14 protein-coding genes and 3 pseudogenes are annotated in these 14,702 nt (G+C 69.6%); 6 read left to right on the top strand and 11 right to left on the bottom strand.

The window, feature by feature from the left end; translation table 11 throughout:
* Positions 1–47: 47 nt before the first annotated feature.
* Positions 48–704 carry an isochorismatase family protein gene (locus ACLLJJ_RS01445; RefSeq protein ID WP_434587419.1) on the bottom strand — a complete coding sequence of 219 codons (657 nt, stop codon included), beginning with the start codon at positions 702–704 and terminating at the stop codon, positions 48–50.
* 485 nt (positions 705–1,189) lie between these two features.
* On the opposite strand from ACLLJJ_RS01445, the gene ACLLJJ_RS01440 reads away from it, so the two are divergent.
* Positions 1,190–1,612 (top strand): VOC family protein, encoded by a 423-nt coding sequence (locus ACLLJJ_RS01440; protein ID WP_434587418.1) that lies wholly within the window; start codon positions 1,190–1,192, stop codon positions 1,610–1,612.
* Between the two features lie 59 nt (positions 1,613–1,671).
* A pseudogene (locus tag ACLLJJ_RS01435) lies at positions 1,672–2,316 on the top strand (RNA-guided endonuclease TnpB family protein); the annotation flags it as partial.
* Positions 2,317–2,561: 245 nt separating this feature from the next.
* Here ACLLJJ_RS01435 and ACLLJJ_RS01430 read toward each other — a convergent pair.
* The 3 genes from ACLLJJ_RS01430 to ACLLJJ_RS01420 all read right to left on the bottom strand — a co-directional run bounded on the left by ACLLJJ_RS01430 (position 2,562) and on the right by ACLLJJ_RS01420 (position 4,568).
* Complete coding sequence (locus ACLLJJ_RS01430; protein WP_434587417.1) at positions 2,562–2,972, bottom strand: GNAT family N-acetyltransferase; 411 nt, start codon at positions 2,970–2,972, stop codon at positions 2,562–2,564.
* A gap of 136 nt (positions 2,973–3,108) precedes the next feature.
* Positions 3,109–3,768, bottom strand: a complete 660-nt coding sequence (locus ACLLJJ_RS01425) for a hypothetical protein (protein ID WP_434587416.1) — start codon at positions 3,766–3,768, stop codon at positions 3,109–3,111.
* Positions 3,769–4,028: 260 nt separating this feature from the next.
* Complete coding sequence (locus tag ACLLJJ_RS01420; protein ID WP_434587415.1) at positions 4,029–4,568, bottom strand: transglycosylase SLT domain-containing protein; 540 nt, start codon at positions 4,566–4,568, stop codon at positions 4,029–4,031.
* 787 nt (positions 4,569–5,355) lie between these two features.
* Between ACLLJJ_RS01420 and ACLLJJ_RS01415 the strand changes: the two genes are divergently transcribed.
* Complete coding sequence (locus ACLLJJ_RS01415; protein ID WP_434587414.1) at positions 5,356–5,790, top strand: hypothetical protein; 435 nt, start codon at positions 5,356–5,358, stop codon at positions 5,788–5,790.
* A complete protein-coding gene (locus tag ACLLJJ_RS01410; RefSeq protein WP_434587413.1) occupies positions 5,739–6,299 on the top strand; it encodes a GAF domain-containing protein in 561 nt (186 codons plus the stop codon). The genes ACLLJJ_RS01415 and ACLLJJ_RS01410 overlap by 52 nt, the downstream gene beginning before the upstream one ends.
* Positions 6,300–6,352: 53 nt before the next feature.
* On the opposite strand, the gene ACLLJJ_RS01405 is transcribed toward ACLLJJ_RS01410, so the two are convergent.
* Positions 6,353–7,312 carry an alpha/beta hydrolase family protein gene (locus ACLLJJ_RS01405; protein ID WP_434587412.1) on the bottom strand — a complete coding sequence of 320 codons (960 nt, stop codon included), beginning with the start codon at positions 7,310–7,312 and terminating at the stop codon, positions 6,353–6,355.
* A gap of 165 nt (positions 7,313–7,477) precedes the next feature.
* Here ACLLJJ_RS01405 and ACLLJJ_RS01400 point away from each other — a divergent pair, with 165 nt between their 5' ends.
* Together ACLLJJ_RS01400 and ACLLJJ_RS01395 are read left to right on the top strand one after the other, a co-directional pair.
* Positions 7,478–8,071: a TetR/AcrR family transcriptional regulator gene (locus ACLLJJ_RS01400; RefSeq protein ID WP_434587411.1), complete on the top strand. Its 594-nt coding sequence runs from the start codon at positions 7,478–7,480 to the stop codon at positions 8,069–8,071.
* A gap of 28 nt (positions 8,072–8,099) precedes the next feature.
* Complete coding sequence (locus ACLLJJ_RS01395; protein ID WP_434600267.1) at positions 8,100–8,441, top strand: DUF2000 family protein; 342 nt, start codon at positions 8,100–8,102, stop codon at positions 8,439–8,441.
* Between the two features lie 73 nt (positions 8,442–8,514).
* Here ACLLJJ_RS01395 and ACLLJJ_RS01390 read toward each other — a convergent pair whose 3' ends face one another.
* From ACLLJJ_RS01390 to argC, 6 genes and pseudogenes are all read right to left on the bottom strand, one after another.
* Entirely contained in the window at positions 8,515–9,084 is a 570-nt protein-coding gene (locus ACLLJJ_RS01390) for a TetR/AcrR family transcriptional regulator (RefSeq protein WP_434600266.1), read from the bottom strand.
* A 132-nt stretch (positions 9,085–9,216) separates the two neighbouring features.
* A complete protein-coding gene (locus ACLLJJ_RS01385) occupies positions 9,217–9,423 on the bottom strand; it encodes an MbtH family protein (protein ID WP_434587410.1) in 207 nt (68 codons plus the stop codon).
* Positions 9,424–9,714: 291 nt separating this feature from the next.
* A complete protein-coding gene (locus ACLLJJ_RS01380; RefSeq protein ID WP_434587409.1) occupies positions 9,715–11,103 on the bottom strand; it encodes a lysine N(6)-hydroxylase/L-ornithine N(5)-oxygenase family protein in 1,389 nt (462 codons plus the stop codon).
* A gap of 219 nt (positions 11,104–11,322) precedes the next feature.
* Positions 11,323–12,298: pseudogene (gene argB, locus ACLLJJ_RS01375) on the bottom strand (acetylglutamate kinase).
* Positions 12,295–13,447 (bottom strand): annotated as a pseudogene (argJ, locus tag ACLLJJ_RS01370) (bifunctional glutamate N-acetyltransferase/amino-acid acetyltransferase ArgJ). The pseudogenes argB and argJ overlap by 4 nt, the downstream one beginning before the upstream one ends.
* Positions 13,444–14,472: an N-acetyl-gamma-glutamyl-phosphate reductase gene (gene argC / locus ACLLJJ_RS01365; protein WP_434587408.1), complete on the bottom strand. Its 1,029-nt coding sequence runs from the start codon at positions 14,470–14,472 to the stop codon at positions 13,444–13,446. Before argC ends, argJ begins: the two are co-directional and overlap by 4 nt.
* Positions 14,473–14,702 lie beyond the last annotated feature (230 nt).

The raw sequence follows: 14,702 nt of genomic DNA, 5'->3' as shown, positions 1-14,702 counted from the left end.
GGCGACTCGATGCCGCGTGGATGTCCGGCTCCCTGCCTGCCGACCGGTCATGCGCCGTGCGCCGCCCTGCCGATCAGGAGGTCACGCAGCAGCATGTCGGTGGTGCATACGACGCCGCTGCGCGCTGCCCACCGCAGTGCCATGGCGTGCTCTTCGGCGGAGAGGTCGGCGACCGCGTCGGCGACGACGAAGGGCTGGATGTCCTGCATGAAGGCGTCCGCCGCCGTGAGCAGTATGCCCAGATGCGCGTAGACGCCACAGATGACCAACTGGTCACGCCCCGTGGATCGCAGCAGCCTGCCGAGATGGCTGCGGAGAAAAGCGTTGTGCCGGACGGTCGCCAGCAGATGTTCGCCGGGCCGGGGGGTGAGCGCCGTCAGGATCGCGGCGGCATCGGACTCAGGCCCGATCCCCGGACCCCAGATGTCGGCGAGCAGGCCGCGCTGGCCGGGCTGCTGCGCAGCCTGTTCGGCGCTGAAGATGACCGGTATGTCGAGGGTGCCCGCGAGTTCGCGCAGGGCGGTGATGTTGTTGACGAGGTCGACCACCGGGGAGCGCCCGGCGGGGAACGCCCCGACGAAGTGGTTCTGCATGTCGAGCACCAACAGCGCGGCTCGTGCCGGATCGATCGTCCAGGGTACGCACCGCGGAGGTATCGCGAACCGGTCGGGCATGGGATAGGAGTCGATGGTGGGCAAGCCCATGGGCAAGCTCCCTCCTGATGACAGGAATTCCCCCTCCGGCAGAGGATTAGCTTAGCCTAACCTAATGTAATGCGGTGAGGTGGTTGACCGGCCGGTTCGAGCCGCGCACCGGTAACCCGGCACCTACAAGTGCTTCTTGGCGCGGTCAAGTGCCCGGGTGTGTGAAGAGGGGGTCGTGGAGCGGGGCTTTCGGCGATCCGGGACGCTCTCTGACGGGAGCTGGTGCGGCGACGGAAGGGCTTTGCGCTCCCTCGGCCTCCTGGTGCGTCGATCAGGTCCTTGCTGCTGCGCATGCAGGCCACAACCTGACCTCTACCGGTGCGAGTGTGATTCCCGAGTCGCCGGCGGGATCGGTACGGAAAAACACCCCGACCAGCGTGGCCGCACCCTCCGAGCTGTTCGCACGGTGGGGATCGCGTGGTCGCCGGACACTCGCGCTGGGCTCCGAACGGAACCCAGCGGCCGTCTAGGGCCAGGAGCCAACTATGTCCGTCACATCTACGACCCACCTGAACTTCCGCGGCGACGCCCGCGAAGCGCTCACGTTCTACCACTCCGTCTTCGGCGGGCGCATCGCCGCCATCACCTATGGGGACGCGGGCAGTGTCCAGAACGCGGACGAGGCCGACTGGGTGATGTGGGGCGAGGTGGTCGGGGAGAACGGCTTTCACGTCATGGCATACGACGTGCCGTCCCAACTCCCCTGGAACCAGGGAGAGAACGCCTACTTCGTCTCCGTGAGCGGCGACAGCGCCGAGGAGATCGGCGCGTTGTGGGAGAAGCTGACGAAGGGCTCGACCATCGTGCAACCGCTGGAGCCCGCACAGTGGGCGCCGCTGTACGGCATGCTCAAGGACCGGTTCGGGGTCGTCTGGGTCCTGGACGTGGCGAACCAGTACAAGGGCTGACCCCGCCTGGGTGCGGCAGGCGCACGCCTGCCGCACCGCTCGCCCCGAGCGGCACCGGCGAGACGCTGCCCGAGGTCGCGCCCGTGGTCGGTATCGACCTGGGGCTGACGCACTTCGCGGTCCTCTCCGACGGCACGAAGATCGCAAACCCCCGATTCCTGCGCCGGGCCGAAAAGAAGCTCAAACGGGCGCAGCGGGATCTGTCCCGCAAGGCCAAGGGCTCGGTGAACCGGGTCAAGGCCCGGGTCAAGTTCGCCCGCGCCCACGCACGGACCGCTGACGCACGGCGCGAGTTCCACCACCAGCTCTCCACGAGGATCATCCGCGAGAACCAAGCGGTTGCGGTGGAAGACCTGGCGGTCAAGGGACTCGCCCGCACCCGGTTGGCGAAGTCCGTGCACGACGCAGGATGGTCGGCGTTCACCACGATGCTGGAATACAAAGCCGCCCGGTACGGGCGCCAGTTCCACCGCATCGGCCGGTTCGAGTCGACCTCTCAGCTCTGTTCGGCCTGCGGCGTCAAGGACGGCCCCAAGCCGCTGAGTGCCCGTATCTGGACGTGCGGAGTATGCGGGGCCGTCCTCGACCGGGACATCAACGCGGCGGTCAACGTCGCCAAGGCCGCCGGACTGGCGGTGTCAGCCTGCGGAGCGCGGGTAAGACCGGGACTCGTCCCGGCACAGCGCCAAGAAACAGGAACCCGCCGAGACGGTCAGATGACCGTGGTAGGAATCCCCTCCCTCAAGGGAGGGGAGCGGAAGTCAAGCTGCCCGGCAGTTGTTGCCAAGGGCCAGGCGGAGGTCGCGTCCGCCGCCGGACTCGTGGCCTCACTCGCCGGACGACGTACGCGTACTCACTGGTGCTCAGTCTTCGGGCAGGCGCCGTTGGGCAGCAGGAGTGTCGCTGGACGCGGGGGTGTGGCTGCGAACGGCCTGGCTGTTGGCCGTCCTCACACCGTGCCGGGGCCTGCGATGGTCCAGGCGGAGTCGTGCCGGGTGAACCCGATGTGCGGGTAGTAGTCGACGGCGGCAGGGGCGGACATCAGGATGAGCCGGGCCTGGGGCGCCGCTTCCCTGGTGGCCTGGACGAGGGCGCGCCCCACACCTTGGCCCTGGAACTCGCTGTCGACGGCCAGGTCGCTCAGATAGGTGGAGTACGCGCCGTCGGTGATCGAGCGGGCGATCCCGATGAGCCGGTTCTCCGCGCGGACGGTGATGACGAGGTTGGAGCCTGCCAGCATCTTGGCGAAGCGCTCCTCGTCGTCGACCGGGCGTCGTTCGGCCAGGGTGGAGGCGCGGTAGAGACCGATGGTCTCCTTCACGTCCAGGCTTGCGCCGACCACCTGTTCACACTTCCACATACGGGTGCAACTCCTCGCTCCATGGGCCGAGCGCGTGGGGCGCACGGTCGTGGTCCCGCTGTGGGACCACCAGGGTCAAGCCTCCCATTTTCCTCGCCCGGTCGGCTGGGGTCGGCTGGGCGCGGCGCTCAGAGGTTCATGCCCTCGGGGGGCGACACTCTTCTGGGCCCAGCGCCACCGTGGTGGTGATCCGTGTGACACCGGGTTTGCGGGGCACCGACGCGAACCCGAAACGCACGGGCGGTTCGATGGGCGACAGCACGCCGAGGTCCCTGCCTTCGAAGACTGCCGAAACTGTATCGATCGGTTTCAGATCGCGCGGTCCGTACCACTCGCGTCGGCCGTTGCCCGCGCTGCCTCGGGTTCGTACACCGGACAGCAGGAGGCGGGCGGGCAGGTCCAGGAGTGTGCTCCAGGCCGGGCGGCCGGCGAGTGCGTCGGGCACCGCACGCAGAAGAAGCCCGAGGGGGCCTCGCCGACCGGTGGTGAAGCGCAGGTCGAGGTGCCCCGCCTTGACGGTCCAGAGGGCTGCTTCGACGCTGACGTCCACCGGCACGACGTGCACGGTGTCGAAGTTGTAGGTGGCGGCGATGAAGTCCGCCGCCTGCGCAGTGGGCGCGAACAGCAGTCGCTCTCCGTCTTTTCGCTCAAGCATCACGTCGCTGAACGGCCCGAACGGCGATCGTGGCCAGTGCCCCAGCACGATGCGTGTTCCGGAGGTAGTGCCTGTGCCGGCGATGTAGCCGTCGAAGCGCAGCCGCGTGGAAAGGGGTGCCCTGTGGCGTTTCTGACTCATCGTCTGCTCCCGTCGGCAACCTTCGAGGAGTGGCTGACAGTGTCACATCAGGTGAGTCCCGCCGGGTCGACCTGACGCTTTGCGCGCGTGCCGCGGGGAGGGGCTGCCCTGAGCTCGCGCCGAGTCCGGGTCGGTGTGCGGCCGAGCTCCACCAAAGCTCGGCGTACCGGTGGTCACCCTGTGCCGGGTACGCGACGAGCACGCCGTGCAGGCTTTCCGACCCCATTGTTCCGTGCGGGTTGGTGCTGTCCCCGAATCGCTCAGTAGGCGGAGTCGACGTTGTCGATGGAGCCGTACTTGTCGGCGGCGTAGTTGGCAGCGGCGGTGATGTTGGCGACCGGGTCGGTGAGGTCCTTCTCGGTGCCGGCGACGTGGTAGGCGTCGAAGGTCGGCTGGATGACCTGCAGCAGCCCCTTGGACGGCGTGCCGTTCTGGGCGTTGATGTCCGTGCCGTTGGCCGCGTTGGGGTCGCCGCCGGACTCGCGGATGATGTTGCGGTGCAGGCCCTCGTAGCTGCCGGGGATGCCCTTGTCCTTCATGATGTCGAGGGACTCGCGGATCCAGCCGTCCAGGTTCTCGGGGTGGGACGGCTTGTCGTCGGCCTTCTTCGCGAGGGCGTCGGCCTGTGCGGAGACGGCGCTCGCTGCGGACATGCTGTGCGAGGCGGGCTCGGCGGCCTGCGCGGGGGAGGGGGCGAGGGTCAGGGCTGCCGCGGCGGCGCCTGCGGCGCAGAGGCCGGAAACCGAGAAGTTACGGATCCGGGCAGTACGGGCGGCGGAGATGCGGGGCTGGGCGAGCATACGGATGGAACTCTCCAAATCAGTGGAATGCGGGGAGGCCGCGGGGGCGGCGACAGCGCGGTGAAGCTGCGCGACGCGGCTGGGAATCGGTCGAAGCGAGTGGCACTCGACTGGTCCGGAGCGGCTGGCTCCTCGGGGTATGTCCCATGATTAACGCGCGCCAGAGATGTCCGCAATGACCCTAAAAACTATGCTTCTACGTAGTGGAGGGCGGAAGCGGGCCGGGGCCTTGCATGACACGCCGAGCCGGACGCCGTGTCCTCCTATGGCGCTTCGTATGTGATCCACGCCCTATGGGCGGGCTCACAGCCCGCCGACATCCGACCCCGGCGAGGGGGTCTTTAGCCGAGGACCAAAGCCCTGCGGCTTCGTGACGTTCGCCGAATGATGCAGGGTGTGTGGAGGTTGTACGGGGAGGGCGTCGTGCAGCCCCACGCCGCCGGTACAGGCTTCCCGGGCAGTCGGACAGCGGCTGAAACGCCCTCCGCGGCGACTGAATCCGATGTTGACCGTGTGCCGCCCAACGCGATGGACTTCCCTTCCTGTCCGTACACGGGGGAAGCAAGCATGCGCACCTTCAGACGTACGAAGACGTTGGTGGCGATGGTGGCTGTGGGCCTGTGGGCCTGTTGGTCACGGGGGGAGGCGGGGGTCGGGGTGTTCACGACCTCAAGGGAGTCTCCTGGGGTCGTCCGGAGCGCATCACCGTGGGGTCCGGACGGCGCAGGGGGGCGACCACCACAGCAGCGCGGCGCGGATCAGCGGCGACGGCCGGTTCGTCGTCTACATGACCAATGCGACCAACATTGTGGCGGGCAACGAACAGCAGCGCCCCGAGGTGCAGTTGAGAGGGCACGGGGACGGCCAGGTGGCGAGCTTCTCCCGGTTCGCCTCGATCAGCCAGGACGGGGCGACGGTCGGCTTCATGACCCACGCGGAGAACCTGGGCGGCGCCGCCCGGGCCGGGGCGCCGCAGTGGGCGCCGCAACCGCCACCGCGGCCCAAATGGTTCTACGTCCACGAGGTGGCCACCGGCCGCACCCAGCTCGTCGGCCACAACCGTGACGGCAGCCGGACGGAGGACGCGCCGTCGGCCTTCGTCAGCCCCGACGGGCGGTACGCCCTGTTCGCCACGGACGCCCCGACATCGTCGCGAACGACACCAACGGAGTGCGCGACCTGTTCCGCCGTGATCTGCGCACCGGCGCCGTCCAACGCCTGACGGCGCGGCCCGACGGCAGTCGGACGGTCCGCAACTCGGGGGACGACGCCGCGGTCAGCGCGGGCAACCGCCTGGTGTTCTTCCGGTCGGAGGATCCGGGCCTGGTGCCGAACGCCGCCCACGGCGGACCGGAGCTCTACGTCCGCGACCTGAGTACAGGGCGCATCGCGCTGCCCACCGAGGGGATGGACGGCTCGGCGGACAGCGATACCGCCTGCGGTACTGCTGCCCATAGCCGGGGCCCGGTCGTCGTCGAGGAGGTGGCGTCCTCCCTGGTCTTTGCGGGCAGCCCGGCACTTGATGTGCTGGCCGATGCGCACGTCGGTGCGGTGGTGTCCGTGCCGATCACGCTTCCGGACGGAACCCTGATCGGTGTGGTCTCCGTCCACCACCACCAACCGACGGTGTGGCCCGGAGGGCAGCGCAGGATTCTCGACAGCCTGACCCGCGCGGATCCAAGGCGCCGCGTCTGCGGTCCGGCGTGCAGGGAGGGCGCCCGAACCGCCTGATCCGCCTGAACCGCGGCCCGGGGCCTGCTCAAGTCCCTTGCCGATCAAGTGGGTTACTTGGATTCGACTCGTCCCAGCGGACTGGGTTCGGCGCTCAGCGCGTCACGCGCCGCCTGCCAGGCGGAATCCTCGGGGTAGAGCTCCGTACGGAGGTAGGCCCAGGTGAGCCGCTGGACCGCCGACACTCTCTCGAGGTTCTCGTCCGTGGTCTCGGCGACGTCGTAACCGGAGACCCCGCCCAGCCCGTGCTCCGCGTCGATCAAGGTGAGCAGCGATTTGCGGCCGGGGGAGAGTAAGTACGGATCGCTGTGCCAGTCGGGACCCCGAACCGTCAAATGGGCAGAGGCGTCCTTGTCGCCGACGACCACGAGCGCGGGCGTCGCCATGGTGGAGAAGTCCGTGGTCAAGAGGAAAGGAAGGCTCTCGGCCACGGAAGCGGTGAGGGCGTCGCCACCCCCACCGGGCGCGGCAAGCAGCACACCCGCCTTGATGCGGGGCTCGGTCAGGTTGGCTTCTGTTCCGTCCTGCGGATCGGTGAGCCGGGCGCCCAGCAGCAGGCTCGCGGTGTGCCCCCCCATCGAGTGCCCGGCTACGGCGACCCTGCTTCGGTCCAGGCGTCCGGCAAGCCGCGGGACGGCGGCCTCGATCACGTCGAGCCGGTCGAGGATGCGCGTCATGTCCTCGGCCCGTGACCGCCAGTACAGAGGCGCCCCGGGGGTGTCGGGGGCGAGGCTCAATGTCCTGGAGCTCAGGTGGGTGGGCTGGATCACGACGAAGCCGTGCGCCGCCCAGAAGTTCGCGAGGGGGGCGTAGCCGTTGAGCGAGGAGAGGTGGTTGGAGTAACCCTGACCGTGCGAGAGGAGGATCACCGGCAGATCGCTGCCGGTCACGGGCGCGGAGACCCGTACCTCCAGGTCCACGGCTCGGCCGGGAGTCGGCAGCACTACCGGGCCGACCGAGAGGACGGGGGTGGGGGATTCGAGGGTGGCGGCTGTGTTGGTCGATTCGGTCACGATGTGTGTTTCCGTTCGTCTGCCTCTGCTGCTTGTTTCGTTCGACCGGCGGCGGGTGAGGCGGCCAGGAGCTTCCGGCTTCGGTTACGCTGAAGCGGAGCGTTGTTCCACTTACTATACGGAGCGCTGTTCCGTTTAGTCAATGGCCATCGGAAGGAGAGCGTGATGCCCACTGCGAGCCACTCCGGGGAGGTGCCACCCCGAAGCAAGCGGGCCGACGCACAGCGCAACCAGCAGACGCTGCTTACCGCCGCCGCCGCGGTGTTCGTCACCTCCGGCGTCGACGCGCCGATCCGTGAGATCGCGGCCAGGGCGGGCGTCGGGATGGGCACGATCTACCGCCACTTCCCGACTCGGGCGGATCTCGTCGTCGCCGTCTACCGCCACCAGGTCGAAACCTGCGCCGAGGCCGGCCCGCACCTGTTGGCCGACGCCGACTCCCCGCTCGACGCGCTCCGTCAGTGGGCCGACCTTTTCGTTGATTTCCTGGTCACGAAGCACGGACTCGCCAACGCGATGCAATCGGACAGCAGCGGCTTCGACGCCCTGCACACCTACTTCCTCGACCGCTTGGTGCCCGTCTGCGCGCAACTGCTCGACGCGGCAGTCGAAGCCGGCGAAATCAGGTCCGGTACGCAGGCCTACGAGCTGATGCGTGGCATCGGCAACCTCTGCATCGGACGTGACGGCGACCCCCGCTACGACCCCCGTCGGTTGGTCGAACTGCTCCTTCGGGGGCTGCAGCGACCGCAGCCGTGACCTCTGCGCGAAGGCGCCGCGCGAGCGGCTGAATGTCTCGTCCTGTGGCGGGGCGCCGGGCCCGGCGGGGGAGCCCCTGCCGGATGCCCCACAGGGCTCCGCACGCGGTGCGGGCCCTGGGCTCGCGTCCCGGGCCGGGGTAGCGGTGGCATCAAGCGAGACGCTGACCGCCGCGCACAGTCGTGCGCTGTCCCGGTCGCTGCCGAGGGCCGTGTTCACGTCGGACCTGTTCAGCACGGGCAACGACCGGGACAACCGGGCGGCTGTACGGGCTGTGGGCAAGGACCAGCTTGACCTGGTGGGGCTCGCTTTGCACGGGCCGCGCAACGCGGTGGACAAGGTCCTCAAGGGCGCGCGAATGCATTCCTGAGCGACTTCCCGCCTCGGGGGCGGCGAGGGTGCCCGGCGGCGCCCCGGGCACAGGTCGGGCGGCCCTGTGCGGTTCAGCTGCCGTCCGCGCGGCCGTCGGCTCTGGGTGGCGCTGTCGTGATCCGGGCGATGGCCTCGCCGGTGAGGGCGCGGTCGTGCGGGTCGGTGTCCAGGGCGCGGTGGATCGAGAGGCCCTCGATGAGGGCGTCGAGCTGACGGGCGGTGTCCGAAGTGAAGTGCTGCTCAAGGATGCGGCGGCTCCGGTGCATCCACGCCCGGGTCAGCTCGCGGTAGGCGGGCTGCCGAGCGGCCAGTGTGTACAGCTCGTGGGTGAGGACCAGCTCACGCTGATTGCCGCTGGAGAGATGGTGGATGAGGTCCGCGACCGCTTCGCGCGCCTCGTCCGGGGTGCCGGCCGCGCCCAGCCGCTGCTGGAACACTTCGACGACACTGTCGGAGAACCGGGTGAACGCCTCGTGCAGCACCTCGTCCATGCTCTGGAAGTGGTACGTCATCGAGCCGAGCGGCACCCCGGCCCGGGCTGCGACCTTGCGGTGGGAGATGCCCGCGACCCCCTCGTCCGCGATGAGGTCGAGGGCGGCGCCTCGCTCCTCACACCTGTCATGCGCCGGCGCCGCAAGCAACCCGGCGACCGCGCCCCGCAGTCGGCATCGGACACTCAAGGCGCGCGGTGAGCATGAACTCCGTCGAGGTGCGGTGGTGACCCGTCACCACCGAGTGCCACGACGGTCGTCACGGCGGATGGCTGCCGTGGGTCAGGCCCTGGCGACCAGGCTCGCGGGCCGCATGTCCGTCCAGTGGGCGTCGACGTAGTCGGCGCAGTTCTGCCGGGAGTCCTCACCGTGCGCGACGGTCCAGCCCGCCGGGACTTCGGCGAAGGCGGGCCAGAAGGAATGCTGGTTCTCGGCGTTGACGAGAACGTAGTACTGGGCTTCCTCGTCCTCGAACGGGTTGGCGGCCATGGCGCGGTGCTCCTTCGGTTCTGTTTGATTCGTCTGATCTGTGTGGTCTCCGGCGCGGATGATGCCTGCTGTCGCGGACCTCGACCCGGAATTCGTCGGCCCGGTGCGAGCGGCGACGTCATCGCCGGGCCGGGCGCCCGGGCGGGGCCGCCGGGTTGCGCCGAGGACAGTAGCGGGTCCGCGTATTCCCGCGCACGCGCGACCAGTTGGGTCTCCTTGTGCAGCGCGGGAATGCGTCGACGCCCAGGCGCAGGACACCGCTGGGGTGGCCGGCACGGCTACTGGCCGCCTTCAGTTCGCGTGGGTGGCCAGGCCATCGGCTGCGTCGGCGGCCTCGGCGTCGAGCTGCGCCCGTACGTGGCGTTCGGTGCGGCCCAGCAGCAATGAGTCGCAGATCTCCCCGGAACGCACGGCGAGGGTGGACAGCAATGATGACGTGATGCCGTGCGTGTGCTCGGTGCCGCCGCCCTGAAGATAGACGCCGACCCTGACGTGGTCGGCCATCAGCAGCCGGTGGTCGCGGTCGATGCGCAACTGCCCCTGCTCGTCGGTCAGGCAGGCGTCGGCCAGCGGACCGAGGAGCGTGCGCGGATCCGATGGCCGGTAGCCGGTGGCGAGTACGACGGCGTCGCAGTCGAGCGTCGACTGCTCGCCGTCGACGAGCGAGCGTATGACAACGCGCGCGCCGTCGGGGAGTTCCTCGATGCCGACGAGCGCGGTGGCGTTGAGGATCCGCAGCCGCTCCACCCCGGCCAGCTTCTCCTGGTAGACCGTGCGGTAGAGCTGCTCGATCAACTCGCCGTCCACCACGCCGTAGTTGGTGTTGCCGTGATACCTCATCAGTGCCTGCTTGTACTCCTCGGGCGCCTGGTAGTAGTCGTCCACCGCGGCCGGGTCGAAGATCCTGTTGGCGAACGGGCTGTCGTCGGCGGGGCTGTAGCCGTACCGCGCGAACACAGCACACACTTCGGCGTCGGGGAAGGTGCGGTGGAGATAGTCGGCGGTCTCGGCCGCGGACTGGCCGGCGCCGACGACGGCGAACCGCCGACGGGGGCGTTCCTTGATCTCATCGGCGCGGAAGAGCAGGTCCCGGTTGTGCCAGACATGCTCGCCGAGCGTGACACCGTCCGGCAGCCTGGGCGTCAGGCCGGTTCCGACAGCGATGTTGCGCGTGCGCGTGACGCTTTCGGCGGCGGGATCGCGCACCCCTCGGCTCACCACATCGACGCTCTCGATCAGCCCGTCGTTCTCAACCGGCCGCAGGGCCACCGCGCTCTGCCCGTAGGACACCCGGTCGCCGAACTCGGCGGCGCACCAGCGGAGGTAGTCGTGGAACTCGAGCCGGGTGGGGAAGAAGCTCTTCTGGTTGATGAAGTCGGCGAGCCGGTCGTGGTCGTGGAGATAGCGCAGGAAGGTGAAGGGGCTTCCCGGGTCCCGCATGGTGACCAGGTCCTTGAGGAACGACACCTGCATGGTCGCGCCTTCGAGGAGCATCCCCCGGTGCCAACCGAAGGTCTCCTGGCGCTCGATGAACGAGGACCGTACGGCGTCATCGGGGTTGACCCGGTTGTGCTCCTCGATGGCGATGGCCAGGGCGAGGTTGGACGGGCCGAAACCGATCCCCACCAGGTCCTCGATGGGGGAGCCCTCCTGGTGCGCGTTGAACGCGTGCGCCGACATGCTGGTCCTTCCACATTGTTCTGCCGAGTGTTGTGGGTTCCGCGGCCCTGTGGCCTGTTCGGGCGAACGACGACACCGGCACCCCAACCCCACCTCGTTACTTAGGTAAGGCTCGCCTAACATCTCTTATGGTGCGGTGCGTGTCAAGCCGAACGGGGCCGCCCCGAGGGCGTGCCGGGACGCCTGTCGTCTCTGCGACAGGCGGATGGTGATGTGGCGTCAGAGCGCGGGCGCCGCCCGTGCCGGCTGTCCGGTCGTCGGCGCGGAGAGGCCGGGTGGCGCGACGGGCACCACGGTGGTGCCCGACGCGCTGTCGGTGAAGACGCCGAGCAGCAGTGCGTGCGGCACCCGGCCGTCCAGCACGTGCGCGCCACGCACCCCTCGCGTACCGCCCGTAGGCACCCCTCCATCTTCGGGACCATCCCGCTCGTCAGGCCGGGCAGCAGCAGTTCGAGCTCGCTCGCGGTGAGCCGCTCGATGACCTCCTCGCTGTGCGGCCAGTCCGCGTACAGCCCCTCGACATCGGTGAGGACCACGAGTCGCTCGGCGTCGAGGGCGATGGCCAGGGCCGCCGCCGCGAGGTCGGCGTTGATGTTGTTGATGTTGTAGACCTGCCCGTCGGTGCCGCGGGCGATGGGGACAGGACGGGGATACGGCCACGGTCGATGAGCGCCCGCACGGTGTCGGGGCCGACGTTGACGATGTCGCCGACCAGCCCGATGTCGACGGGCCCACCGTCCACCCGCGCCCACCTCTTGGTGGCGGTCATGGTGTGCGCGTCCTCGCCCGTCATCCCGACGGCGAGAGGCCCGTGAGCGTTGATCAGCCCCACGAGCTCCCGCTGCACCTGGCCCGCCAGCACCATCCGTACGACGTCCATCGTCTCGGGGGTGGTGACACGCAGCCCCGCGGTGAAGCGGACCTCCAGGTCGAGCCGTGTCAGCATGGCGCTGATCTGCGGTCCGCCGCCGTGTACGACGACGGGCCGCAGTCCCGCGCGGCGCAACGAGACCACGTCCCGCGCGAAGGCCTGTTTCAGTTCCTCGTCCACCATGGCGTTCCCGCCGAACTTGATGACGACGACCTTGTCCCGGTAGCGCCGGAGCCAGGGCAGTGCCTCGACGAGCGTACGGGCGCGCGGCGGCCCGCTTCGGTCACGGAGGGCCGCCGGGGGCCTCTTCGTCGCTGCGTTCATGAGCTGTGCGCGCTGTTCTCGTGGACGTATTCGACGGTGAGGTCGTCGGTCCAGATCACGGCCGACTCCCGCCCGGTCCGCAGATCCACGGTCACGGTGATCTCCCGCCCGGAGAGGTCGACCTTGTCCCGGCTCTCGCCCGCCGCGCCGTCCCGGCGCACCCACACACCGTTGATGGCCACTTCGAGACGCTCGGGGTCGAAGGCCGCAGAGGTGGTCCCCGATGGCGGAGAGCACACGACCCCGGTTGGGGTCCTCCCCGTGCGGCGCGCACTTGAGGAGACTGTTGCGGGCGACGGACCTGCCGACTTGCACGGCGTCGTCCTCACAAGTGGCTCCGACCACCTCGACCTTGATGTCCTTGGTGGCTCCTTCGGCGTCAGCGATCAGTTGCCGCGCGAGATCGGCGCAGACGGTGCGCACCGCCCGTGTGAACGTGTCGTACGGGGGCGACATCCCGGAAGCGCCGGAAGCGAGCAGCAGCACGGTGTCGTTCGTCGACATGCAACCGTCGGAATCGACCCTGTCGAATGTGGTGCGGACCGCCGCACGCAGCGCCGCGTCGAGACCGGGGGCGGCCACGTCCGCGTCCGTGGTCAGCACCACCAGCATCGTGGCGAGACCCGGCGCGAGCATTCCGGCACCCTTCGCCATGCCGCCCACGGTCCAGCCGTCACCGGACACCGAGGCGGTCTTGGGCACCGAGTCCGTGGTCATGGTCGCGACGGCGGCCTGCTCGCCCCCGTCCTCGCCCAGGCCCGCCGCGGCCGGGCCGAGGCACGCGTGCGGGCGTTCCATGGGGAGTCCGACGCCGATCAGCCCGGTGGAACACACCGCCACCTCGGAGGAGTCGATGCCCAGCAGCTCCGCGGTGCGCACGGCGGTCACGCGGGTGTCCTCGGCCCCCTTGGGGCCTGTGCAGGCGTTCGCGCCACCGGAGTTGAGCACGACCGCGGTCAGCCGGCCGTCCCCGAGCACCTCGCGCGACCAGCGCACCGGCGCTGCCTGGACGCGGTTGGAGGTGAAAACACCCGCCGCCGCGCGGGAGGGCCCGGTGTTGACCACGAGCGCGAGGTCGAGACCGCCGGACTCCTTGATCCCGGCAGCGACCGCGTTCGCGGTGAAGCCGTTGGCCGAGGTCACGCTCATGGGGTGACCCCGTTCGTCGGAAGGCCCATTTCCTCGGGCAGGCCGAGCGCCACGTTCATGCTCTGCAGCGCGCCACCCGCGGTGCCCTTGGTGAGGTTGTCGATCGCGATCGTCGCCACCAGGCGGCCCGCGCTCTCGTCCAGCGCCACCTGCACCTGCGCCGTGTTCGAGCCGAGCACGGCGGCCGTCGCGGGCCACCGGTCAGGGGGCAGCAGCCGTACGAACGGCTCATTCGCGTACGCCTCTTCGTACGCGCCGCGCACCTGCCGGGCGCTCACCCCTGGCCGGATCCTGGACGAGCAGATCGCCAGGATGCCTCGGGCCATCGGCGCCAGCGTCGGCGTGAAGGACACGGTCACCGGCGTACCCGCCACCCCGGACAAGTTTTGGACCAGCTCCGGGGTGTGCCGGTGGGAGCCGCCGACGCCGTACGGGCTCATCGAGCCCATGACCTCCGCCCCCAGCAGGTGCGGTTTGGCGGCCCGGCCCGCGCCCGAGGTGCCGGACGCGGCGACGACCACCGCTTCCGCCTCCAGCAGACCCGCGGCGAAGCCGGGGAAGAGCGCGAGCGTGACCGCGGTCGGGTAGCAGCCGGGCACGGCTATGCGTCGGGTGGCCTTCAACGCGTCCCGTGCGCCGGGGAGTTCGGGCAGCCCGTAGGGCCAAAACCCCGCGTGCGGGGTGCCGTAGAAGCGTTCCCAGTCGGCGGCGCTGCGCAGCCGGAAGTCCGCGCCGCAGTCCACGACGAGCGTCTCGTCACCCAACTGCCGCGCGAGCGGGGCCGACTGGCCGTGCGGCAGGGCGAGGAAGACGACATCGTGTCCGGCCAGCGAGGCCGCGTCCGTCTCCACCAGCACTCGGTCCGCGTATCCGGCGAGCTGCGGCTGTATCTCGCCCACGGTGCGGCCGACGCTCGAATGGGCGGTGACCGCACCGAGTTCCACCTCCGGGTGTCCGGCCAGCAGCCGCAGGATCTCACCCCCGGCATACCCGCTCGCGCCCGCAACGGCCACCCGCAAGGTCATCTTTGTTCCTTCTGGTGAGCAACCGACCACAGTTAATTAGGTGAGCCTAACCTAAGCTGCTGTCTGTGGGTGCCACGGGTCGCTACCGGTGGGCGAGCGGGCCGGTGTGGCCGACTGCGCAGCCGTGCGGCACACCGTTGCCGCGGTCGGTCGGCGGCGAGAGCCGGCCGCCAGGCGGTGAGACGGGCCATCGGCGGCTCGCCCACCTTGGCCACGACGGTCGGTTGCCC

The sequence above is a fragment of the Streptomyces sp. A5-4 genome, from assembly GCF_051131715.1.
Lineage (GTDB): Bacteria > Actinomycetota > Actinomycetes > Streptomycetales > Streptomycetaceae > Streptomyces.
Note: the sequence above shows the minus strand (reverse complement) of the source record. Positions and strands in the feature narration are given on the sequence as shown.